The sequence below is a fragment of the Neisseria sp. P0006.S009 genome (genome assembly GCF_051962915.1).
Lineage (GTDB): Bacteria > Pseudomonadota > Gammaproteobacteria > Burkholderiales > Neisseriaceae > Neisseria > Neisseria subflava_E.
On sequence record NZ_JBQCUV010000003.1, the window covers coordinates 261,997 to 283,025 of the forward strand.

At 48.5% G+C, this 21,029-nt stretch carries 22 protein-coding genes; 9 read left to right on the top strand and 13 right to left on the bottom strand.

Annotated features, from left to right (window positions below):
* The first annotated feature begins 156 nt into the window (after nucleotides 1-156).
* From azu to ACTHTK_RS07395, 6 genes are all read left to right on the top strand, one after another.
* A complete protein-coding gene (gene azu / locus ACTHTK_RS07370) occupies nucleotides 157-735 on the top strand; it encodes an azurin (RefSeq protein WP_003748712.1) in 579 nt (192 codons plus the stop codon).
* A gap of 92 nt (nucleotides 736-827) precedes the next feature.
* A complete protein-coding gene (locus ACTHTK_RS07375; protein WP_101755895.1) occupies nucleotides 828-1,337 on the top strand; it encodes a hemerythrin domain-containing protein in 510 nt (169 codons plus the stop codon).
* Nucleotides 1,338-1,371: 34 nt separating this feature from the next.
* Nucleotides 1,372-1,992 (top strand): glucose-6-phosphate 1-dehydrogenase family protein, encoded by a 621-nt coding sequence (locus ACTHTK_RS07380; RefSeq protein ID WP_107724120.1) that lies wholly within the window; start codon nucleotides 1,372-1,374, stop codon nucleotides 1,990-1,992.
* Nucleotides 1,993-2,104: 112 nt separating this feature from the next.
* Nucleotides 2,105-3,238 (top strand): succinyl-diaminopimelate desuccinylase, encoded by a 1,134-nt coding sequence (dapE, locus tag ACTHTK_RS07385; RefSeq protein ID WP_107724121.1) that lies wholly within the window; start codon nucleotides 2,105-2,107, stop codon nucleotides 3,236-3,238.
* A 98-nt stretch (nucleotides 3,239-3,336) separates the two neighbouring features.
* Nucleotides 3,337-4,092: a methylated-DNA--[protein]-cysteine S-methyltransferase gene (locus ACTHTK_RS07390; RefSeq protein ID WP_107724122.1), complete on the top strand. Its 756-nt coding sequence runs from the start codon at nucleotides 3,337-3,339 to the stop codon at nucleotides 4,090-4,092.
* 134 nt (nucleotides 4,093-4,226) lie between these two features.
* Entirely contained in the window at nucleotides 4,227-5,222 is a 996-nt protein-coding gene (locus ACTHTK_RS07395) for an ornithine carbamoyltransferase (protein WP_107724123.1), read from the top strand.
* A 99-nt stretch (nucleotides 5,223-5,321) separates the two neighbouring features.
* Here the strand turns inward: ACTHTK_RS07395 and ACTHTK_RS07400 are convergent, their stop codons facing one another.
* From ACTHTK_RS07400 to hemN, 3 genes are all read right to left on the bottom strand, one after another.
* The gene (locus tag ACTHTK_RS07400; RefSeq protein ID WP_128581241.1) at nucleotides 5,322-6,308 is read right to left on the bottom strand and encodes a TraB/GumN family protein; all 987 of its coding nucleotides are present in this window, start codon (nucleotides 6,306-6,308) and stop codon (nucleotides 5,322-5,324) included.
* Nucleotides 6,309-6,346: 38 nt separating this feature from the next.
* On the bottom strand, nucleotides 6,347-6,592 hold the full coding sequence (locus ACTHTK_RS07405) for a DUF1289 domain-containing protein (RefSeq protein WP_440378553.1): 246 nt from the start codon (nucleotides 6,590-6,592) through the stop codon (nucleotides 6,347-6,349).
* 68 nt (nucleotides 6,593-6,660) lie between these two features.
* Nucleotides 6,661-8,082: an oxygen-independent coproporphyrinogen III oxidase gene (gene hemN, locus ACTHTK_RS07410; protein WP_063069185.1), complete on the bottom strand. Its 1,422-nt coding sequence runs from the start codon at nucleotides 8,080-8,082 to the stop codon at nucleotides 6,661-6,663.
* Between the two features lie 162 nt (nucleotides 8,083-8,244).
* On the opposite strand from hemN, the gene fnr reads away from it, so the two are divergent.
* Nucleotides 8,245-8,979 (top strand): fumarate/nitrate reduction transcriptional regulator Fnr, encoded by a 735-nt coding sequence (gene fnr / locus ACTHTK_RS07415; protein WP_039862092.1) that lies wholly within the window; start codon nucleotides 8,245-8,247, stop codon nucleotides 8,977-8,979.
* An 86-nt stretch (nucleotides 8,980-9,065) separates the two neighbouring features.
* Here fnr and ACTHTK_RS07420 read toward each other — a convergent pair whose 3' ends face one another.
* Nucleotides 9,066-10,016 carry a CysB family HTH-type transcriptional regulator gene (locus ACTHTK_RS07420; protein ID WP_049336754.1) on the bottom strand — a complete coding sequence of 317 codons (951 nt, stop codon included), beginning with the start codon at nucleotides 10,014-10,016 and terminating at the stop codon, nucleotides 9,066-9,068.
* Nucleotides 10,017-10,458: 442 nt separating this feature from the next.
* Here ACTHTK_RS07420 and ACTHTK_RS07425 point away from each other — a divergent pair, with 442 nt between their 5' ends.
* Nucleotides 10,459-11,220: an OmpA family protein gene (locus tag ACTHTK_RS07425; protein ID WP_049323939.1), complete on the top strand. Its 762-nt coding sequence runs from the start codon at nucleotides 10,459-10,461 to the stop codon at nucleotides 11,218-11,220.
* A 134-nt stretch (nucleotides 11,221-11,354) separates the two neighbouring features.
* Here ACTHTK_RS07425 and ACTHTK_RS07430 read toward each other — a convergent pair whose 3' ends face one another.
* Complete coding sequence (locus ACTHTK_RS07430) at nucleotides 11,355-11,783, bottom strand: DUF4149 domain-containing protein (protein WP_150537281.1); 429 nt, start codon at nucleotides 11,781-11,783, stop codon at nucleotides 11,355-11,357.
* A gap of 96 nt (nucleotides 11,784-11,879) precedes the next feature.
* Nucleotides 11,880-12,356 carry a transcription elongation factor GreA gene (greA, locus tag ACTHTK_RS07435; protein WP_036493143.1) on the bottom strand — a complete coding sequence of 159 codons (477 nt, stop codon included), beginning with the start codon at nucleotides 12,354-12,356 and terminating at the stop codon, nucleotides 11,880-11,882.
* A 345-nt stretch (nucleotides 12,357-12,701) separates the two neighbouring features.
* On the opposite strand from greA, the gene ACTHTK_RS07440 reads away from it, so the two are divergent.
* Nucleotides 12,702-14,111: a PepSY-associated TM helix domain-containing protein gene (locus ACTHTK_RS07440; protein ID WP_070584969.1), complete on the top strand. Its 1,410-nt coding sequence runs from the start codon at nucleotides 12,702-12,704 to the stop codon at nucleotides 14,109-14,111.
* Nucleotides 14,112-14,322: 211 nt separating this feature from the next.
* Here the strand turns inward: ACTHTK_RS07440 and rplS are convergent, their stop codons facing one another.
* From rplS to misR, 7 genes are all read right to left on the bottom strand, one after another.
* Nucleotides 14,323-14,688, bottom strand: coding sequence for a 50S ribosomal protein L19 (gene rplS, locus ACTHTK_RS07445; protein WP_003679470.1), 366 nt, complete (start codon nucleotides 14,686-14,688; stop codon nucleotides 14,323-14,325).
* A gap of 14 nt (nucleotides 14,689-14,702) precedes the next feature.
* Nucleotides 14,703-15,452: a tRNA (guanosine(37)-N1)-methyltransferase TrmD gene (gene trmD, locus ACTHTK_RS07450; RefSeq protein WP_003679468.1), complete on the bottom strand. Its 750-nt coding sequence runs from the start codon at nucleotides 15,450-15,452 to the stop codon at nucleotides 14,703-14,705.
* Nucleotides 15,452-15,961 (bottom strand): ribosome maturation factor RimM, encoded by a 510-nt coding sequence (gene rimM / locus ACTHTK_RS07455; RefSeq protein WP_070460175.1) that lies wholly within the window; start codon nucleotides 15,959-15,961, stop codon nucleotides 15,452-15,454. The genes trmD and rimM overlap by 1 nt, the downstream gene beginning before the upstream one ends.
* Nucleotides 15,962-15,976: 15 nt before the next feature.
* Nucleotides 15,977-16,225, bottom strand: a complete 249-nt coding sequence (rpsP, locus tag ACTHTK_RS07460; protein ID WP_003684452.1) for a 30S ribosomal protein S16 — start codon at nucleotides 16,223-16,225, stop codon at nucleotides 15,977-15,979.
* Between the two features lie 75 nt (nucleotides 16,226-16,300).
* On the bottom strand, nucleotides 16,301-18,691 hold the full coding sequence (locus ACTHTK_RS07465) for a GNAT family N-acetyltransferase (RefSeq protein WP_440378554.1): 2,391 nt from the start codon (nucleotides 18,689-18,691) through the stop codon (nucleotides 16,301-16,303).
* A 55-nt stretch (nucleotides 18,692-18,746) separates the two neighbouring features.
* Entirely contained in the window at nucleotides 18,747-20,144 is a 1,398-nt protein-coding gene (locus tag ACTHTK_RS07470) for an ATP-binding protein (protein WP_440378555.1), read from the bottom strand.
* Nucleotides 20,145-20,159: 15 nt separating this feature from the next.
* Complete coding sequence (gene misR, locus ACTHTK_RS07475; RefSeq protein ID WP_003748666.1) at nucleotides 20,160-20,837, bottom strand: two-component system response regulator MisR; 678 nt, start codon at nucleotides 20,835-20,837, stop codon at nucleotides 20,160-20,162.
* Nucleotides 20,838-21,029 lie beyond the last annotated feature (192 nt).

Here is a 21,029-nt window from a genome sequence, read left to right on the forward strand (position 1 = left end):
ATTTTGATTTCGTGTGAAGTTTGTAGCAAAATAACGCCTGAATTTCTTATCACTCTGCGTGAATAAGTTTAAGTTTGACATTTGCCTTTGTTAATATATTCGCGCGGGTTCTATTAATAGAACTTAACAAGACTCTCATCATTAGGAGATACATCAATGAAAGCTTATCTGGCTCTGATTTCCGCTGCCGTTATCGGCTTGGCTGCATGCTCTCAAGAAGCTGCAAAACCTGCTGAAGCACCTGCTGCTTCCGCTGCTTCTGAAGCTGCTCCTGCAGAAACTACTGCACCTGCCGATGCCGCTCCTGCCTCTGAAGCTGCTCCAGCCGATGCTGCCGCCGCTCCTGCTGCCGGCAACTGCGCAACTACTGTTGAAGCCAACGACGCTATGCAGTTCAACACTAAAGAAATCCAAGTAAGCAAAGCTTGTAAAGAATTCACCATCACTTTGAAACACACCGGTACCCAACCTAAAGAAAGCATGGGTCACAACATCGTCATCGGTAAAGCCGAAGACATGGACGGTATTTTCAAAGACGGTGCCGGTGCTGCTGCAACTGACTACGTTAAACCTGACGACGCACGCGTTGTTGCCCACACCAAACTGGTTGGCGGCGGCGAAGAAGCTTCCCTGACTCTGGATCCTGCTAAATTGGCTGGCGGCGAATACAAATTCGCTTGTACCTTCCCAGGTCACGGTGCTTTGATGAATGGTAAAGTTACTTTGGTTGACTAATCCGCATTAAGCTTAAAAACAGACAGCCTGCCTTGCGCAGGCTGTTTTGTTATAATCTGGAAACATTAATTTAAGAATAAAACCTCAAAACCATGAATCCGTTTGAAACCAAAAGCGTTACTTTTGCCGAACCCATTGAAATGCTGTACGCCTGTCATGGCAAAGTGCGCCGTTTCTGCAGCCAGGTTGCCATGTTGTCGGACTATATTGCCGAAAACGGCTGCAATCAAATCGTTTTGCAAACCATCCGCCAGATTGCCCAATATTTTAATGTTGCCGCGCCGTTGCACCATGAAGACGAAGAGGAAAATTTCTTCCCGCTTCTATTGCAATATGCGCCGCAAGCTCAAGAAAGCGTTGACGAGCTGTTGCGCCAACATATCAGTCTGCACAACAACTGGGACGGCGTAGCGGCTGAATTTGCCAAGCTTGAAGCGGACAACGCCTATGTCCCCGATGCGGAAACGTTCAAACGCTTTGTCGCGGGATATGATGTTCATCTGGCGATTGAAGAGCCGCTGTTTGATATGGGCAAAACCTTTATCCCCAAAGAAAAACTGACCGAAATCGGTGAAATTATGGCCGCACGTCGCCGCAAATAAGGTCGTCTGAAACAATCGTCTTAAGGAATACACTATGCTGACCCCAAAAAGTTGCGATTTGTTCAATATCCCTTTTTTCCAGTTTTCCCAGCTTAAAAAATACCAGCCTGAAAGCATTCCGCAAATCAAGGCAGACTATAAAGAAAACTGGCAGGTATGGCAGCAGCTAATCCAGCAGGTTGCCGCCGAATTGGGTGCACCGTTTGCGCCGCCGCATATCGAACGCTGGTGTAACGGCTGGCAGGTACGCGCTCATTTTTTTGCCTATTTTAAATACGAACAATATAAAAATTCCGCAGCGATTTTATCGATTTTGCTCAACCGCCGCCGTTTGAGCGTCAGCTTGGACTGGCATTGCTATAAAGCCGATGTCTCCCCCATTGCGCTGCCTGATTACAACCGCTGGCTGGATAATTTTGACACTGAAAAATACGCTTCATTCGATATGTGGCACGGTGCGGAAAGCGAATATGACGACTACCGCACCGTCGCCCAACAAAGCGACGGCGATAGAAAGCTTCGAGACGACAAAGATTTCTTCTGTATCGGGAAGCACATCGAACGCAATGATTTGGGCAAGCAGGATGTTGCGAAATGGATAGCGGAAACAGTGGAAGAATTACTGCCGCTTTATGAAGCTTGCCATGGAAAATAACTCAGAATACCGAAAGGCAGACTGCCTATTCAGTATCTTCAAATAAACTCAAGGCCGTCTGAAAATTATATTCAGAACGTTTCAGACGGTCTGTTTCTCAAAGTGAACAAATATGACCGAAACTCAATCCCTAGAGCTTGCCAAAGAGCTGATTTCCCGCCCATCCGTTACCCCCGACGACCGGGATTGCCAAAAACTGCTTGCCGAACGCCTGCACAAAATCGGTTTTGCGGCTGAAGAACTCCATTTCGGCGACACCAAAAACATCTGGTTTCGACGCGGCACGAAAGCCCCCGTCGTCTGTTTTGCAGGGCATACCGACGTTGTACCGACAGGCCCTGTTGAAAAATGGGATTCGCCCCCGTTCGAGCCGACCGAGCGCGACGGAAGATTATACGGGCGCGGCGCGGCGGATATGAAAACCAGCATCGCCTGTTTCGTTACCGCCTGCGAACGCTTCGTTGCCGAATATCCCGATCATCAAGGCAGCATTGCGCTTCTGATTACTTCCGACGAAGAGGGCGACGCGCTGGACGGCACGACCAAAGTCGTCGATGTGTTGAAAGCGCGCGACGAGCTTATCGACTACTGCATCGTCGGCGAACCGACCGCCGTGGACAAATTGGGCGATATGATTAAAAACGGCCGGCGCGGCTCGCTGTCGGGCAATCTGACTGTCAAAGGCAAGCAAGGCCATATTGCCTATCCGCATTTGGCAATCAATCCCGTCCATACTTTTGCACCGGCCTTGTTAGAGTTAACGCAGGAAGTCTGGGACGAAAGCAACGAATACTTCCCGCCGACCAGTTTCCAGATTTCCAATATCAACGGCGGCACAGGCGCGACCAACGTCATTCCGGGCGAGCTGAACGTCAAATTCAATTTCCGTTTCTCTACCGAGTCCACCGAAGAAGAGCTGAAACAACGCGTCCACGCCATTTTGGACAAGCACGGCGTGCAATACGATTTGCAGTGGTCTTGCTCAGGTCAGCCGTTTTTAACTCAGGCAGGAAAACTGACCGACGTGGCACGCGAAGCCATTGCCGAGATTTGTGGTGTTGAGGCCGAATTGTCCACCACCGGCGGCACTTCGGACGGACGCTTCATCAAAGCCATTGCCAAAGAACTCATCGAGTTAGGCCCGTCTAACGCGACCATCCACCAAATCAATGAAAACGTGCGGCTGGACGATATTCCGAAGTTGTCGGCGGTGTATGAAGGTATATTGAAACGCCTGTTGAAGTGAAAAGGCCGTACCGTAGGCTTTGAAAAACGATAGGGCGATACGATTCTTTTGCTCTTTCGGTTTTCTCTTAAGTTATCGATAATTGAACAAGGCAAAATATGATTACTCTGCCTTCTTTAAACGAGCTTCCATTAAAGTGGAATGAAATCCGCGAGCGACTGGAAACCTATTTTCCCACCGACCTCGAAACCCTGATGTATGAATGTTTGACGGAACACGAAGCCAAGCAGTTCGAGCAGGATTTTATTGACCGTATCGGCTGCACGCCCGAAGAATATGTCCGTATCCGCCGAGCCATCCGTCTGTTGGAAACGCGTTATCCTGATAGTCCGAACGAACTGACTGCGGCCGCGGTTGCCACGTCGTTGGGCGAGATGTTGGCGGTGTTCGGCAGTAAGGGTTTGTGTCTGCTGGAATTTGTCGGGCAGAAACATATGGAACAGGAAATCATGGCTGTCCAAAAAGCTTTGCGTGGGCAGTTTATTTTTCAAGAAAATGAGCAAACGCAACTTTTACGCCAAGAATTGGATTTATACTTCCAAGGCCGTCTGAAAGTTTTTGCGACACCTTTGGAAACGATAGGTACAGCCTTTCAGCAGCAGGTATGGAATGCACTGCTGACCATTCCTTACGGCGAAACGCGCAGCTACAAGGAGCAGGCGCAACAGTTGGGTAATCCTAAAGCCATTCGTGCCGTTGCCGCTGCAAACGGGCAGAACAAGGTGTCTATCTTGATTCCCTGCCACCGCGTTATCGGTAGCGACGGTAAGCTGACCGGCTACGCAGGCGGTTTGAACCGCAAACAATCGTTGCTTGCCTTGGAGCGAGGCGAGGTTCAGACGGCCTTGTTTTGAGAGGATAAGAGGCTGCATTAGGGGCAGGCTTCGCACGCTGAAAAATTGAGTTGCAGAAGGTCGGGGAAGCCCGGAAAAATCTGCATGGAGAAAAATGTTGGGCAATGCCCACGCTAGAAAAAGAGAAATAAGACATGAGCCTGAAAAACCGCCATTTTTTAAAACTTTTGGATTTTACGCCGGAAGAAATTACCACCTATCTCGACCTTGCAGCCGAATTGAAGGCTGCTAAAAAAGCAGGGCGCGAAGTGCAGCGGATGAAGGGGAAAAACATTGCTCTGATTTTCGAGAAAACATCAACCCGCACCCGTTGCGCGTTTGAAGTGGCCGCACGTGATCAAGGTGCAGGGGTAACTTATCTGGAGCCGTCTGCCAGCCAAATCGGGCATAAGGAAAGCATTAAGGATACGGCGCGTGTTTTGGGGCGGATGTTTGACGGTATCGAATATCGCGGCTTTGGACAGGATGTGGTGGAAGAGCTGGCCAAGTATGCAGGCGTACCTGTATTCAATGGTTTGACCAACGAGTTCCACCCGACTCAAATGCTAGCTGATGCGCTGACGATGCGTGAGCATAGCAACAAACCTTTGAACCAAATTGCGTTTGCCTATGTCGGCGATGCGCGTTACAACATGGCCAATTCGTTGCTGGTGTTGGCTGCGAAACTGGGCATGGACGTGCGTATCGGTGCGCCGAAAAGCCTGTGGCCGTCTGAAAACATTATCGAGACGGTGCAGGCTATTGCCAAAGAGACCGGTGGACGCATTCTGTTGACGGAGAATGTGCAGGAAGCCGTAAAAGGCGTGGATTTTATCCATACCGATGTGTGGGTCAGCATGGGCGAGCCTAAAGAGGCTTGGCAGGAGCGTATTGATTTGCTGAAAGGTTACCGAGTTACGCCCGAATTAATGGCCGCTGCTGAAAATCCGCAAGTCAAGTTTATGCATTGCCTGCCTGCTTTCCATAATCGCGAAACTAAAGTCGGCGAATGGATTTATGAGACATTCGGCCTGAATGGTGTGGAAGTAACGGAAGAAGTCTTTGAAAGCGAAGCCAGTATTGTGTTTGATCAGGCAGAAAACCGGATGCACACGATTAAAGCGGTGATGGTAGCGGCATTGGGCGATTGATTTTGGCGCTCAACGCTGCTTACTGCTCCATTTAATAGAGATTAAATAAAGGCCGTCTGAAAGAAAGACTTTCAGACGGCCTTGTCGTTTGCTTGGGGTTTATTGCCAAATCAGAACTTTGGGTTCGGGCGTTACTTGATAGCCTTCTTTACGTAGCAGTTCGATTAAGCCTTTTTCGCTGGGTAAATGGGCAATACCGACGGCAAAGAGGGTGCTTTGTTTGGCCGATTGCTTGCGGATTTCAGGCAGCCATGCCAAGTTGCGGCGGATCAGAAGGTCGTTTTTCAGCCAATCGGACATGGCTTTGGCGTGTTTGGTATCAACAAGTTTGAGGGTGCGCTGTTCGGTTTCTTCCAAAAGTGGGATGAGTTCTTCAAAGCGGCCGTCTGAATAGGCTTGATGGAGTTTTTTGATATCTTCGGTTTCTTCTTTATTGGTTTTAATGCTGGCTTTCAGAAAGTTGAGCATGGTCTCTTCAGGCTGGGCTTTGAAGATCGCGGTAACATCGTCCAAACTTTCCAATGAACCACGCGGCTTATTGATGTCGGCGGCCGCATTGGTCAGCAACATATCTGCACCGGTTTCTGCGCTATATCCTTGGGGAAATGCGCTGCCGGCAAAAACCAATGCTGCCCACGGATGGAGTTTGTCGGCAATTTGGGCAATGGGTCGGCTTTCTTCATTTTTTGAATAGATTTCTTGTAAAAGACGGAAATCTGTTTTGCCAAGCTTGCGACTGAGCGGTTCGGTACTCATGACCTCTTTGAAGTATTTTTGATACATTTTTTTTGTTTCCGGGCTGCTGTCCGGCAATGCGTCAACTTCTGTGGTCAGTTGGTTGGTGGATTGCAACAGTTTGAGGGCATCGGAAGACAAGGTCTGATTGGTTTTCCCCATGTGGATGGTGCCGAGCAGATAGGAATCGGGTTGGCCTTCTTTGCTGATTTTCCAAACATTGCTGGTGAGTTTAGGCTGCTGCCAATTGAGTTCGGCAGGTTTGCTTTCGGGTAAAGTTGCAGCGGGTTTGCAGGTACCTAAGGCGAGGGCGGTAAATGGTATCAGCAGACAGGCAAGCAGTTTTTTCATGTTTTTCCTTATTGTGGTGTGCGGTAGGCAAGAGCAATTTAGAAATCGAGTAGGTTTTGAACTGGATGTTCGCCCGTTTCGGTTTTTTCCAGTTTGCGGTTGCGGATTTTGGCCTTCCTGAGGGATAGAAGGTGCATGACTTGATGCTTTTGGCTGTCGGTCATCTGGAGCCAGTACAAGCGTTCTTCCCGGCTGCGCAGGCAGCCTTTGCAAAAACCTTTGGCATTGGCTTCGCAAACGCCGATGCAGGGGCTGGGAATGGGGAAGAAATCGGGTTGATCCATTTTGTGTTGCTTTTGATGTGAAAAAGGCCGTCTGAAATATAACACATACTTTCAGACGGCCTAAGTGTTTATACAGTTTGCGAGTATTTGGCTTTGGTTTCTTTATGGCGCAGATGGTAGTCGAACACCATAGCGATGTTGCGGATCAGGAAACGGCCCTTCGGCGTAACGGTCAGGCCGTGCGGTTTGAGACGAACCAGACCGAGGGTTTCCAGTTGCTTCATATCTTCCAGTTCCGCTACAAAATAGCGGCTAAACGGAATGCCGAACACGCTTTCGTAAATTTGATAATCAAGCGAGAAGCGGCACATTAAATCCTGAATGATGTTGCGGCGCAAAATATCGTCTTGATTGAGCTGGTAGCCGCGCATAATCGGCAGATGTCCGGCATCGAGTGCGGCGTAATAGGCATCGATGTCGCGCTCGTTTTGGGAGTAGGTGCTGCCGATTTTGCCGATAGAGGATACGCCGATCGCCACCAAATCGCAGTCGGCATAGGTCGAGTAGCCTTGGAAGTTGCGTTGCAGGAAACCTTCTTTGAGGGCGATGGAGAGCTCGTCGTCAGGTTTGGCAAAGTGGTCCATGCCGATGAAAACGTAGCCTCGCTCAGTCAGGGTTTGGACGCAATATTGCAGCATATCGAGTTTTTCTTCGCTTCCAGGTACGACATTGGTGTCGATACGGCGTTGCGGTTTGAAGATATGCGGCAGGTGGGCGTAGTGGTAGAGGGCAAGGCGGTCGGGATCGAGGGATAAGACCGTATCGATGGTGGTTTTGATGCTTTCGGTGTTTTGGTGCGGCAGGCCGTAAATCAAATCGACGCTGACCGATTTAAACCCGGCTTCACGCGCGGCATCAATCACTTCTTTGGTTTCTTCATAACTTTGAATGCGGTTGACAGCTGCCTGCACTTTAGGGTCAAAGTCTTGGATGCCGACACTCATGCGGTTGAAGCCAAGTTTGCCCAATTTGAGGACGGTTTCGCGGCTGACTTTGCGCGGGTCTATTTCGATGGAGTATTCGCCGTTGGGAATCAGCTGGAAGTATTTACGAATCATGTCGAAGACGCGTTCGAGTTGGTCGTCGCTCAGGAATGTGGGCGTGCCGCCGCCGAAGTGGAGCTGCGCGAGCTGGTGTCTTCCGCCTAAATGAGGTGCCAGTAATTCCATTTCTTTTTCCAGATACTGGATATAGGCATCGGCACGGCTTTTGTCTTTGGTAATGATTTTGTTACAGCCGCAGTAGTAGCAGATGGTATTGCAGAAGGGGATGTGGATGTAGAGCGAAAGGGGTTTGTTGAGCGCGCCCATGTTGCGCAGGTTTAAAGCTTGGATATATTCGGCTTCTTTAAAGCCTTCATGGAAGCGGTCGGCGGTCGGATAGGATGTATAACGTGGACCGCTTGATGGCAAACTGGCAATTAATTCACGGTCAAATTCCGGTAATTCATTGTTTGTGTTGGTGTTATTTGAGATGGGGATGATTTTCATGGTAGGGGCTTGTAGTATAAAGTAGGGAAATTAGGGAAAATTTTAGTCAAAATTTCGATAGTTTGGTAGAATGCCTCATAATGATATGCCGACTTTGACATGGGTCAATAGTTATTCGGCTTCATCAGGGATTTATAGAACTATGCAGATTAAGGGTGCGTTATGGCCACACACAATGCAACACATCAAATGAAAACCTTGTGTTCCACATGTTCTTTACGCGAGCTGTGTTTGCCTGTCGGACTGATGCCTAACGAATTTTCACAATTAGATGCGGTTATTCGTCAAAGCCGCCGTCTGAAAAAAGGTGAATACCTGTTCCGTGCCGGCGAGCCGTTTACCTCTTTGTTTGCCATCCGTGCGGGCTTCTTTAAGACAACAGTCGCCAGCCAAGATGGACGAGATCAGGTAACCGGCTTTTTTATGTCGGGCGAGCTGATCGGTATGGATGGGATTTGTTCCCATATTCACAGCTGTGATGCTGTGGCTTTGGAAGACAGCGAGGTATGCGAGCTTCCGTTTACACATATTGAAGAACTTGGACAGGATATTCCCAGTCTTCGTTCTCACTTTTTCCGCTTGATGAGCCGTGAAATTGTCCGAGATCAGGGCGTTATGCTGCTTTTGGGCAATATGCGCGCTGAAGAGCGATTGGCAGCATTCTTGCTCAACCTGTCTCAGCGTCTCTATTCACGAGGCTTCGCCGCCAATGATTTTATCTTGCGGATGTCGCGTGAGGAAATCGGCAGCTATTTGGGGCTGAAGCTGGAAACAGTCAGCCGCACCTTGTCTAAATTCCATCATGAAGGCTTGATTTCGGTTGAACACAAGCACATCAAAATCTTAGATGCGACAACCTTGAAGAAAATGGTTTCCGGTTGTTCGCACGCTATCTGAATCTTAGGCCGTCTGAAATATTTCAGACGGCCTTTTTAACAAGAATTAAAGAATAATTGTTAAGTTACGCAAGTGATAGTCAGGTATTAAATTGAAAAATCTTCAACAACCGGCGTGTACAGAATGCGGTCGACTACTTCTCTGGTCAGTTTCGGTGCAAACATCTGGATAAAGTCATACGCGTAACCGCGCAGGTAAGTATCCGAGCGTAAGGCTATCCAAGTGGGCGACGGTTCAAATAAGTGTGCCGCATCAATAAGCTGTAAATCTTGATCGACAACGGGATCGTACGCCATTTTGGCCATCAAACCAACGCCCAAGCCTAAGCGGACATACGTCTTCAATACATCTGTATCGGCAGCCGATAAGGCAACATCAGGTTGCTCAATATGCGCTTTATTAAATGTACGCGCAATGCTGCTGCCGGAATTAAAAGCAAATTCGTAAGTAACCAGCGGAAAAGAAGCCAAATCTTCAAGGCTTAAAGGATTGCGGCAGTCCAAAAGAGGGTGGTCATGCGGAACAATCACGGCATGGTTCCATTCGTAGCAGGGCAGCTTGCCTAACTCAGGATGATCATCAATCTGTTCGGTAATAATTGCTAAATCTGCTTCGCCGCTGCTGACCATTTGCGCAATCGCAGAAGGGCTGCCTTGTTTGATGGTCAAATTGACCTTAGGGTAGTTTTTGACAAATTCCGCAACGATTTTGGGCAAGGCATAACGCGCCTGGGTATGCGTTGTCGCGATGGTCAGCGAACCGCTGTCATGATCGGTAAACTCGCTGCCGATATTTTTAATGTTTTGTACATCGCGCAAAATTCGTTCCGAAATTTCTAACACGGCTTTGCCCGGTTGCGAAACGGAAACCACACGCTTGCCGCTGCGGATAAAAATTTGGATACCCAATTCTTCTTCAAGCAGGCGGATTTGTTTGGAAATGCCGGGCTGGGATGTGAAAAGCGCATCGGCGGCTTCAGAGACATTCAGATTGTGCCGGTAAACTTCAAGGGCGTAACGTAATTGTTGCAGTTTCATGGTAGCAGTACCGAATACGTTGTTATTGTGGATTTTGTGCGACAAACGGCATGTAATTTAACATATTTTGCCCAGTTTTGCCCCGAGTTTTGAAAATGGTTGTTTTTAATGAAAATATCTTTTAATGATATGAAAACAGGAAATTCAGGAAAGAAGAGGGAAAGGGGTTTTGTTGTTTTTGTACAACTTTAGGTAGGTGAATTGTCTGATTTTGCCCTAAATTAATGACACAAGATTGATTTTTCGGCATGATTAACTACTAGGAAGCAGGCACTTCATGATTGTTTGAAGGCATCGAGTATTGACAGTTTGCCTTGCGCTTCTTTATAGTGCAACCTGATATATCCGATTTGCCGCTGTTTTGATACTGCGGCCTGTATATTGGTACTTTGCAGCGGTTGCTTTCCTAGTCCGCCGCATAACAATTTGATGAGGGAATAAAATGACCAAACAGCTGAAATTAAGCGCATTGTTCGTTGCCTTGGTTGCCTCTGGCACCGCTATGGCCAGCGAAGCGCACACCAAACACGGTTACACCGTAAGCAGCCAATCTCAAGAAATCGTCCGTAACAACTACGGCGAATGCTGGAAAAACAGCTACTTCGACAAAGCTACCGAAGGCCGTGTTGAATGTGGTGACCGCGAAGCAGTTGCTCCTGTACAACAAGCTCCTGAGTATGTTGATGAAACTGTTTCTCTGTCTACTAAAACTCTGTTCGGCTTCGACAAAGACAACCTGCGTCCTGAAGCTCAAGAAAACCTGAACGCTTTGGCTCAACGCCTGAGCAACGACAGCGTACAAACTGTACGTGTTGAAGGTCACACCGACTTCATGGGTTCTGAAGAATACAACCAAGCTCTGTCTGAGCGTCGTGCCAACGTAGTTGCTAACTACTTGGTAGGCCGTGGCGTTGCTTCTAGCAAAATCTCTGCAGTAGGTCTGGGCGAGTCTCAAGCTCAAATGACTGCTACTTGTGAAGCTGAAGTTGCTAAACTGGGTAAAAAAGTTTCTAAAGCTAAGAAACGTGCTGCCCTTATCGCTTGTATCGAACCTGACCGTCGCGTTGATGTTAAAATCCGCAGCGTTGTTACTCGTCAAGTTGCTCCAGGCCAAACTATCGAAGGTCAAGGTGAATTGCCTGCTACTGATGAAGGTTGGATCCCGGCTCCTTACAATGGCGTTCACGGTTACGCTAAACCTTAATCGGTTTGTGAAAAATGCCCTGCAATATGCAGGGCATTTTTTTATGGTTTATATTTGAAGAGTCAGGGAATTTATGATTCAAAATAAAAGGCCGTCTGAAAGACTTTTTTCAGACGGCCTTTTATTAAGACAGATTAGTTTGGTTTGGGCCATTTCCATACGCAGATGGCTGCCAGTATCGTACAAATCAAAAAGATAATACTGGATAAGCCGTGCCAAACGCCGAATGTTCCGCCTACTAGGGACAGCAGCCAGTTATCCAGTCCGTACTTGTGTGCCTCGATAACCGGCGTAACCAAAAGATGGTTGCAGGCTAAGAGTAGCCAAAGCACTAAGATCCACCAAGAAAGTGAGGCCAGCTGTTTTCTGAAAAAGGCATAGGCTGCGCCAAAAATAACTAAGCCACATATTGCTGTAATGGCAAACAAGATGCCGGCAATTTCTCCCGCCTGCATTTTGGGCAGGAGGCGGAACAGGATAGGGGCAGTAACATAGCCTGCGGTCAGCTGCATACCAAGCCACATGGCGGCAGCGGTTTGGATAATTTTGTACAGTAGATTCATTATGCTTCTCCTGGGAAGATTTCACTTTTCTATTATGGTGTTTTTAGATACAACAAAAGGCCGTCTGAAAATGTTTTCAGACGGCCTTTTGTTTATTTAGATATATTGTACGGAAATAATGTCATATTCACGCACACCGCCAGGTGCTTGAACTTCTGCAACGTCGCCTTCTTCTTTGCCGATCAGGGCGCGGGCAATGGGGGAGCCAACGTAGATTTTGCGTTCTTTGATATCTGCTTCATCTTCACCGACGATTTGGTAGGTAACTTGTTCTTCAGTTTCCAAATCTTCCAGTGTCACAGTTGTGCCGAACACGATTTTACCTTCAGCATGGATTTCAGCAGGGTTGATGATGTGCGCCATAGAGAGTTTGTGTTCCAACTCGGCGATACGGCCTTCGATAAAGCCTTGACGTTCTTTGGCAGCTTCGTATTCTGCGTTTTCAGACAAGTCGCCGTGTGAGCGTGCTTCGGCGATGGCTTCAATGACTTCTGGGCGTGCTACGCTTTTGAGGTGTTGAAGTTCTTGTTTCAACAATTCTGCACCACGGACGGTCAAAGGGATTTTTTGCATAGAGTTCTCCATGAAAGCATGATGATGCTTTTAAAATTTTATCCGGCCACGCGCGGTAGCCGGATTGAAAATAAAAATACAAGCCGCCAAAGCTTGGCGGCTTGATAAATAAATAAGTAATGCTCGTATTCTACCAAATTCTGCCGAAACCGCAATGATTAAAACGGATTTTCAGTAAAGTGTTGTTTTCTTTCTATTTTGTTTTTTTCAGACGGCCTGAAAACTAAATATTGAAGTATTTCAAAGCTGCATGGGAAAAACGGTTTCTTAAATGAATGTTTTTGATTAAAATACCTGATGCTAATTCGTAGTAATTAGTCTGCTTTAACTATACGAAGAGATTATATGGAAACAAAACCAACTCCCCAAAATGAACAACAGGCTAACCGCCGTTATTTGACTGTTTGGCGATGGCATTTTTATGCCGGACTTTTGGTTGCGCCGTTTTTAACCCTGTTGGCTGTTACAGGGTTGGGAATGCTGCTATTTGCCAATATCACCGGTAAAGAAGGCGAACTCATACATGTTGCGCCGCAGGCAGTGGTTCAGCCTTTATCGGCTCAGGCTGAAGCCGCCAGACAGTTTGTAAATCCGGAAACTGCTTCGGTAGTGCAGTATATTGCGCCGCGCGCAGATGATATGGTTGCCGTATTCCGCGTGAACAATGACGATAAGGCTGCTATGGTTGCCGTTGATCCCTATACGGCGAAGGTCGTCAATTCAACGCCGCGCAATGACGGCTGGTATCACATCATGGACGAAATCCATGGCGATATGATGATCGGCACGGTGGGCGACTATATACTGGAAACAGCCGCTTCACTGACTATTTTGATGATCATTACCGGGATTTACCTGTGGTGGGCAAAACAGCGCGGTGTGAAATCCATGCTTGTACCGAAAGCAGGTAAAGGACGTACATGGTGGCGTAGCATGCACGGCGCATTCGGCACTTGGGTTTCTTTGCTTCTGTTGCTGTTCTGTCTCTCGGGCGTTGCTTGGGCGGGAATTTGGGGCGGTAAGTTGGTTCAGTCTTGGAGCCAATTCCCTGCCGGTAAATGGGGCGTCGAACCGAACCCTGTATCTACCGTGCCGACCCACGGCGATGTGTTAAACGACGGTAAAATCAAAGAAGTGCCATGGGTTCTGGAGCTTACGCCTATGCCTGTTTCCGGTACGACGAAGGGCGAAAACGGCATTAATCCGAGTGAGCCGATGACGTTGGAAACAGTTGACCGCTTTGCCCGCGAAATTGGTTTTGAAGGCCGTTACAAGCTTAATTTGCCTAAAGGCGAAACGGGCGTGTGGACGCTGTCTCAGGACTCGATGAGCTACGATATGCCCAGTCCGACCGCCGACCGCACGGTACACATCGATCAATACAGCGGCAAAGTCCTTGCCGACATCCATTACGATGATTACAACTGGTTTGGTAAATTCATGGCGGTCAGCATTGCGCTGCATATCGGTACGATGGGCTGGTGGAGTGTGCTGGCGAACGTTTTGTTCTGCTTGGCAGTCATTTTCGTCTGCATCAGCGGCTGTGTGATGTGGTGGAAACGCCGTCCTTCGGAAGCACGTGGTTTGGTTCCTCCTGCACAGAAAATCAAATTGCCGGTATGGTGGGCAATGGCTGTGCCACTTCTGATTTTGGCTGTGATTTTCCCAACAGCTATTGCCGCAATTGCTGTTATTTGGATTTTGGATACACTGTTGTTGTCGCGTATCCCTGCATTGGCAAGATGGTTTAAATAACCGCCCGATGTGATTAAAGGCCGTCTGAATCTTTTGTTTCAGACGGCCTTTTGTATAAAGGTTAAAAGAAGCAAGGGAATTATGATTCTGTTTAAGTTTATGCGCGAGAAGTGTATTGTGATTGGCTTGCAGGATTGTGTAAGAAAGATGAGGAGATCTTGTATAAAAACAAAAAACCCACTTCATTGAAGTGGGTTTTTGATGAAAGCGATTAACCTTTGCGAGCAGGCAATTTTTCTTTAATGCGAGCTGCTTTACCGGTCAGGCCGCGCAAGTAGTACAGTTTGGCGCGACGTACGTCACCACGGCGTTTAACTTCGATTTTTTCTACGGTAGGAGAGTAAAGTTGGAAAGTGCGTTCTACACCTTCGCCGCTAGAGATTTTGCGAACGATGAAGTTGCTGTTCAGGCCACGGTTGCGGCGAGCGATAACAACACCTTCGTATGCTTGCAGACGGCTGCGAGAACCTTCAACTACGCGTACAGATACGACAACGGTGTCGCCTGGAGCGAATTCAGGGATTTCTTTGTTCAAGCGAGCGATTTCTTCTTGCTCTAATTGTTGAATCAAGTTCATTTGTTTTTCCTAAGTTATGATTGGATTTCCTGTTGCTCTTGCAAGATTTCTTTTAAGAGGCGGGATTCCTTTGGGATTAAACTGCGCTTTTCCAATAAATCAGGTCGGCGCTCTAAAGTGCGTCGCAGCGATTGTTTCAATCGCCACTCGGCAATCAAGCCATGATTTCCTGAGCGTAAGACCTCGGGAACCATCATGCCTTGGAATTCTACGGGTTTGGTGTAATGAGGACAGTCTAAAAGGCCGTCTGAAAACGAGTCTTGTTCGGCTGACTGTATATCGCCCAATACACCCGGGACCAATCTTAAGACGGCATCCATCAACATCATGGCGGGTAATTCACCGCCCGAGACGACAAAGTCGCCAATGCTGATTTCTTCGTCCACACTGCTTTGCAACAGTCTTTCATCTATGCCTTCATAGCGTCCGCATAGAAGAACAAGATGGGGCAGTTCGGCAAGTTCTGCAGCTTTTTTATGCGTCAGCGGCTGACCTTGCGGACTGAGATAAATTACTTTGGCAGGTTTTTGCGAGTTTGCTTTGGCTTCTTCGATTGCCGCTTGAAGCGGCGGCGCCATCATAATCATTCCCGGACCACCTCCGAAGGGGCGATCATCAATATAGCCAAGTTTATTGTCGGCAAATTTACGGGGATTGATGGCTTGAAACTGCCAAAGATTTTGTTTTCTTGCTCTGCCTGTAACGCCATATTCGACAATGCTGTCGAACATCTCTGGGAAAATGGTGATGGCTTGAATCAGCATCAGTAGTCCAAACCCCAGTCGGCGATAATGGTTTTGCTGTCGGTATCGACAGATTCGATATAGTTGGAGACAAAGGGAATCAGGATTTGTCCGTGTTCGCCTTTAATCATCAAAACATCATTTGCACCGGTTTCCATCAGGTTGCTGACTTTGCCGAGGACGATGTTTTCTTTGTTGATGACGGTCATGCCGACTAAATCTGCCCAGTAGTATTCATCTTCCTCAGTAGGGGCGAATGACTCTCTGGGGATTTCGATGGTATAGCCGCGCAAGGCAAATGCTTGGTCGCGATCGTCTATACCTTCAAATTTGACCTGAAGTTCGCCATTGACAATTTTACCTGCCTCAAGCATAACATCCAGGGTTTTGCCATCCTTGCACAACTGCCACTCTGGGTAGTCCAGCAGGCTGTCGGTGTATTCGGTATTGGCGGCAATTTTAAGCCAGCCTTTAATGCCGAATACGCCTTTGATGTAGCCCATGGCTACCCGTTTTTGAGTGTCTGTCATGGTCGTTTCAGCTGATTAAGCAGCGATTTTTTGCTCTTTAATCAGTTTGGCAACTGCATCGCTAACTTTCGCGCCTTGAGCGACCCAGTGATTGATGCGGTCAGCGTCGAAACGTACGCGTTCTTGTTTTTCGTTGGCAACGGGGTTGTAGAAACCTACGCGCTCGATGAAGCGGCCGTCACGACGGTTGCGAGAGTCAGTTACGACTACGTTGAAGAAAGGGCGGTGTTTTGAGCCGCCGCGAGCCAAACGGATAACTACCATTTTGAGTCCTTTTGAAAAATGCGGGTATATAGAAACCGCTAATTTTAGGATATTTCACACGGGTTATGCAAGTTTTTATTTGTTTTTGTTGCTGTTTTGCCATGCGTTCAAATCGAGGCTTGCTTGATACAGTCCGCGGTCGGTTTCCGACGGGGTAACGGTAAATCCTGATTTTTCAGCGAGTTTGAGCATCGGTGTGTTTTCTTTGAGGATTTCCGCATTCATGGTTTGATAACCTTGTTGTGTGGCAGTTTGGATAATGAGGCTCATCATTTTGCCGGCCAAGCCGGTTTTGCGGGCTTCGGCAGCCAATGTAATGCCGAACTCGCACTCATTGCGATTGATGCGGCTGTAACGGCTGACTGCGACGATACGGCCGTCTGAAGCGAAGGCTGCCCACGCGCATTCGGTATGGAAATCGGGACGGGTCAGCCGTGCGAGTGTGGGCAGCGGCAACTCGTTGGTATGGGTCATGAAGCGCGTATAGCGGTCGGCCGCGGGTAATTGGCGGACAAATTTTTGTTTGGCTTCGGCATCTTCAGGTTCTAGTGCGCGGATGTGCAGTGTGTTGCCGTCGGGCAGGGTAAAGGTATCGGTTTGGCTCGGGTAGGGTGCGAGTACGTTTTGTATTTCGGGCGTTTCGGTTTTAGGGTGCAGCAGTTCGGATGCAGCTTCGCCGGTGTTGCGTAGGAATTCGGCTGCGGCTGGATTTTTTTGTTGGAGGTAGGCGGCGGCACTTTGCATTTTTGCTGCGGCCTGTTCTAAGGTTTGGACGGCTTTTTTAGGAATTTTGGTTGTTGGTGCGGCTGGTTTTTCCACGATTTCGGGAATGATGGTGCTGCTGTATTGGCTACCATTGTAGTTGAGGATAATGTCGCCGATATGCTGGTCATTGTGGATAAGCGTGTTTAGGGAATGCAGAAATTGATTGAGAACGGAAGTGTTGTCGAGTTCCGCAAATTGACTTAAATGCTGGATATCAAGCGTGGTAAAAGGAGGTAATGAGGCTTCGGTTTGGCCGTTGTAATGGGCGGTAAGGATGTTGCCGTAAATGGCATGGCGGCTAAATCGAAATTGGACGGCATTGTGTTTTTTGGTTTGGCACGGAGGCAGGTATAGGGCCTCCGCCATCAGTTCGGTTTGGCCGGATGCAATGGCTTTATCGATACTTTTGCTTTTAGGTGTTTTCAGACGGCCTGTTTTGGCTGGGGCAGGGGTATTTTGCACCTGTTGCAAATAGGCTGTTTGATTGCGGAAATAAAGTGTCAGTAAAGCTTCTTCCGGCGTGTTAAACCGTGTCAGGCCGTCTGAAAAACGATAGCTGACGAGAATAGGCTTGCTGGTTTTTTGTGCCAAATTATCCAGAGTTTGATGAATGCTGTACGCATCCGGCGTATCTGGCGAAATAATGCCGAGCAGGGCTTGAGTATGCGGATTTTGTAATTGTTCGAGCGCCAGGCGGTGGATGCGTGCAGGTGTAGGGTTGCTGCCGATGCAGCCTTGTCGGATGGATGGTACATCGGTTGGGAGGTCGAGGGTCAATTCGCAGGCATTGGCGGTAGTGCGCAGCCATTCTATCGGCGTGTCGGACAGAATGGTGGGATTGGTAATGACGGGAATGCCGGAAAGGTGGGCTTTTAGGGCTGCTTCCAGCTCGGCGGTATTGAATACCGGTTGGAAATTGCAATGGCGGCTGAGGCTGCGCAGGATGGCTTTGTCTGTGTCGTCGGTGTAGTGTGTGGACAACAGGATAAGTGGGGTGTGGCGTGTAAAGTGGCGGATGGCACTGAACAGCTCGCGTTGGTTTTCGGCCGGATTATAGTGGATCACGGCAACTTTGGTATGGCGGTTGTGGCCGAAGCGGTTGAGCCAGTCGGCGGATGTAGTGGGGCTTAGGTCATAGTTGAGGCTGATGTGGCGTGATACGCCTTGGTGCAGCGTGTTCAGCAGGTGGTTGATGTTGCGGCTGACGGTGCTGTGGCCGGTCAGTAACGCGATATGGCCGGCCGGATAGTCGGCTTGGGTGCTGATGTTGAGGTTGAGCGAGGGGAGTTGGATGCCTGCGCTGTTGCATACGGTGATGTTCAATTCGTCGCCGTGATATTTTTGAATGATGGAACGGGCATTTTTACAGGATTCGGGTGGCAGGTTTTCCCAATCTTGAATCAGGATAATGTGGCGCAGGTCTTTTTTACGGCAGGCTTTGAACAGCGAGTCGTAATGGTCGGGTGGGATAACGGCAACAACCAAATCGGCTTGGCCCGGGATTTTGCTGAGGCTGGAGTAGGAGGGAATACCAGCGACACTGCTGTGTCGAAGATTGACGGGGGTGATTTTGCCTTGATATGAGGAACCGAGCAGGTGGCTGAAAATGCGTTCACCAAGGCTGTGCGGACGTTCGCTGGCGCCGACGAGGATGATGTGTTCAGGCATGAAGAAGTAGCCGGTTTGGGCAGTTGCACTCATGATGGTTCCTTATTTGTGTTTTTGGCCGTCTGAAAAGTTTCAGACGGCCTTATTTTCAGACTTCTTTTTTGTCTCCGGCTTTCTTTTTGGGAAGGATAAAATGCATCCTCAGGCCGTTTGGTTTGACATTTTCAGCAATGATTTTACCGCAGTGCTGTTCCATAATGTGCTGCGTCAAGGCAAGCCCTAAACCTGTACCGGGCTTGTGCGCGCTGGAGTCGGCGCGATAAAAGGCAGTGAAAATATGCGGAAGCTGCATTTCGTCTACGCCTGGCCCATTGTCGGTAACATCGATAATCCAGTTTTTGCCGTCTTGTCCGATATGGGCTTGAATGGTGCTGCCTTCCGGACTGTAGTTGATGGCGTTGCGGATAACGTTGTCAAAGGCGCGGTATAGATAGCCTTCGTTGGCACTGATTACGGCATTTTCAGGGATTTTAGGGTCAATGCTCAGGGTAACGCTTTGATTGTTTTGGTGGGCAATGCTTTGGTTGTCCTCAATCAAGTTGGTCAGGAAAGGAACGAGTTTGAGGTTTTCTTTTTCCAAAGGAATATTGGAAGTCTCTAGGCGGGAGAGGGTCAATAATTCACCTACCAAAGTATCCATGCGCACCAATTCGCCTTCGAGTCGCTTGAGATATTGCTCTTGTTTTTGCGGCTGAGATTGAATCAGGCCGACAATCGCTTGCATACGTGCCAGCGGCGAACGCATTTCATGAGAAACGTGGTGGAGCAAATGACGCTCTTTGGCCACAAGTTTTTCCAATTTTTCGGCCATTTTGTCGAACTGTACGGCAAGGTGGGACAATTCGTCGTCACGGTCGTCAACTTGCTGGGAAATGCGGGTTTCGAGTTCGCCGTTGGCTACCCTGTCCATACCGCCGCCAAGAATTTTAATGGGCTTGGTGATGTTGTTGGCAAGGATATATGCCATCAAGAGGCCGACGATGATGATGAAAGACAGAATGATAAATTCGTGCCAAATCGGTGAGAGCGGCAGGCCGGGAATGAAAAGCGGGCTGGGCAGGCGTTGGGCTTGATGGTTGTCCCAGCCTTTAATGAAGAAGAGGTATTCTTCGCCGAAACGGTCGTATTCGATGTGGGCTAAATCGGATTCGGGATTGTTGATGGCAAAGATGCGGGCGCGTTCAATGGAGAGGCTGTCGATGTTTCGGCCTAAAATATCTTTTTTATCGTCGCCGGTAATCACATAGACGGCATTGGAAACCGGATTGTTTTTCCATTCGGAAAGAATTTCGCGCGCACCGCTGTCTCCGCGCGAGTTAAACGCGGAGATGATGCTGCTCATCAATGTGGTTTCGATGGTGCGGCGTTGGTTAAATTGGTTTTCGGCAAGGGTGTTTTGTACCAGCCAAAATGAAAAACTCGCCACAAAGATTGCGCAGACGATGACTGCGCAAAATGTGGCGAAGATGCGTTGAAACAGTTTCATTGATCTGTTTAATCTTTAGTTTTTAACAAACAGGTAGCCTAAGCCGCGTACAGTTTGAATCAGGGAAGCATCGCCCAATTTGTGGCGGATGCTGGAGATGTGTACGTCGATGCTGCGGTCAAATTTAGCCAGTTTGCGGTCGAGTGCCTCGATAGACAGAGTTTCCTTGCTGACAACTTGTCCGGCGTGGCGCATCAAAACTTCGAGCAGGTTGAATTCGGTGCTGGTCAACTCGAGCGGAGTGTCTTTGATGCTGGCTTGGCGTTTGGCAGGGTACAGGACAACGTCGCTGACAGAAATGCTGTTAGGCGCGTTGTTTTGTTCGTTGCTGTGTTGCGCACGGCGCAAGATGGCGTTGATACGCGCCAAGAGTTCGCGCGGTGTGCATGGTTTCGGTACGTAATCGTCCGCACCCATTTCCAGACCGATAATGCGGTCGATGTCGTCGCCTTTCGCGGTCAGCATGATGATGGGCACGGTGCTTTGGGTACGTACGTTTTTCAGTACGTCCAAACCGTTCATTTTAGGCATCATGGAGTCTAATACGACGACATCGTATTGTCCGGTCAGAATTTCTTGAACGCCGGCTTCGCCGTCGGGAACGCTATGAACGTTGAGGCCTTCGGCAGTCAGGTATTCGGTCAGCAATTCGGTCAAGAGGGCATCGTCATCTACGAGTAATACGCGACTCATGGAATTTCCTTTTCGTGATTGTATGCGCCGTGGCACTAAATAGTGCGGTGCGGCGATTAAAACAGAGTTGTATTCAATCTTAACATGCAATCTGCTTTTGTTGATAGCGTAATTTTCTGTGCTTTTGCGCTTTTTTGCATAGAAACTTGTCGCTCTTTACATTTTCAGACGGCCTGTAAGGACAAACTGACA

What these genes read in the sequence shown, in the direction of transcription:
- azu (WP_003748712.1), top strand. Translation starts at nt 157, where the DNA reads ATGAAAGCTTATCTGGCTCTGATTTCCGCTGCCGTTATCGGCTTGGCT.
- ACTHTK_RS07375 (WP_101755895.1), top strand. Translation starts at nt 828, where the DNA reads ATGAATCCGTTTGAAACCAAAAGCGTTACTTTTGCCGAACCCATTGAA.
- ACTHTK_RS07380 (WP_107724120.1), top strand. Translation starts at nt 1,372, where the DNA reads ATGCTGACCCCAAAAAGTTGCGATTTGTTCAATATCCCTTTTTTCCAG.
- dapE (WP_107724121.1), top strand. Translation starts at nt 2,105, where the DNA reads ATGACCGAAACTCAATCCCTAGAGCTTGCCAAAGAGCTGATTTCCCGC.
- ACTHTK_RS07390 (WP_107724122.1), top strand. Translation starts at nt 3,337, where the DNA reads ATGATTACTCTGCCTTCTTTAAACGAGCTTCCATTAAAGTGGAATGAA.
- ACTHTK_RS07395 (WP_107724123.1), top strand. Translation starts at nt 4,227, where the DNA reads ATGAGCCTGAAAAACCGCCATTTTTTAAAACTTTTGGATTTTACGCCG.
- ACTHTK_RS07400 (WP_128581241.1), bottom strand. Translation starts at nt 6,308, where the DNA reads ATGAAAAAACTGCTTGCCTGTCTGCTGATACCATTTACCGCCCTCGCC.
- ACTHTK_RS07405 (WP_440378553.1), bottom strand. Translation starts at nt 6,592, where the DNA reads ATGGATCAACCCGATTTCTTCCCCATTCCCAGCCCCTGCATCGGCGTT.
- hemN (WP_063069185.1), bottom strand. Translation starts at nt 8,082, where the DNA reads ATGAAAATCATCCCCATCTCAAATAACACCAACACAAACAATGAATTA.
- fnr (WP_039862092.1), top strand. Translation starts at nt 8,245, where the DNA reads ATGGCCACACACAATGCAACACATCAAATGAAAACCTTGTGTTCCACA.
- ACTHTK_RS07420 (WP_049336754.1), bottom strand. Translation starts at nt 10,016, where the DNA reads ATGAAACTGCAACAATTACGTTACGCCCTTGAAGTTTACCGGCACAAT.
- ACTHTK_RS07425 (WP_049323939.1), top strand. Translation starts at nt 10,459, where the DNA reads ATGACCAAACAGCTGAAATTAAGCGCATTGTTCGTTGCCTTGGTTGCC.
- ACTHTK_RS07430 (WP_150537281.1), bottom strand. Translation starts at nt 11,783, where the DNA reads ATGAATCTACTGTACAAAATTATCCAAACCGCTGCCGCCATGTGGCTT.
- greA (WP_036493143.1), bottom strand. Translation starts at nt 12,356, where the DNA reads ATGCAAAAAATCCCTTTGACCGTCCGTGGTGCAGAATTGTTGAAACAA.
- ACTHTK_RS07440 (WP_070584969.1), top strand. Translation starts at nt 12,702, where the DNA reads ATGGAAACAAAACCAACTCCCCAAAATGAACAACAGGCTAACCGCCGT.
- rplS (WP_003679470.1), bottom strand. Translation starts at nt 14,688, where the DNA reads ATGAACTTGATTCAACAATTAGAGCAAGAAGAAATCGCTCGCTTGAAC.
- trmD (WP_003679468.1), bottom strand. Translation starts at nt 15,452, where the DNA reads ATGCTGATTCAAGCCATCACCATTTTCCCAGAGATGTTCGACAGCATT.
- rimM (WP_070460175.1), bottom strand. Translation starts at nt 15,961, where the DNA reads ATGACAGACACTCAAAAACGGGTAGCCATGGGCTACATCAAAGGCGTA.
- rpsP (WP_003684452.1), bottom strand. Translation starts at nt 16,225, where the DNA reads ATGGTAGTTATCCGTTTGGCTCGCGGCGGCTCAAAACACCGCCCTTTC.
- ACTHTK_RS07465 (WP_440378554.1), bottom strand. Translation starts at nt 18,691, where the DNA reads ATGAGTGCAACTGCCCAAACCGGCTACTTCTTCATGCCTGAACACATC.
- ACTHTK_RS07470 (WP_440378555.1), bottom strand. Translation starts at nt 20,144, where the DNA reads ATGAAACTGTTTCAACGCATCTTCGCCACATTTTGCGCAGTCATCGTC.
- misR (WP_003748666.1), bottom strand. Translation starts at nt 20,837, where the DNA reads ATGAGTCGCGTATTACTCGTAGATGACGATGCCCTCTTGACCGAATTG.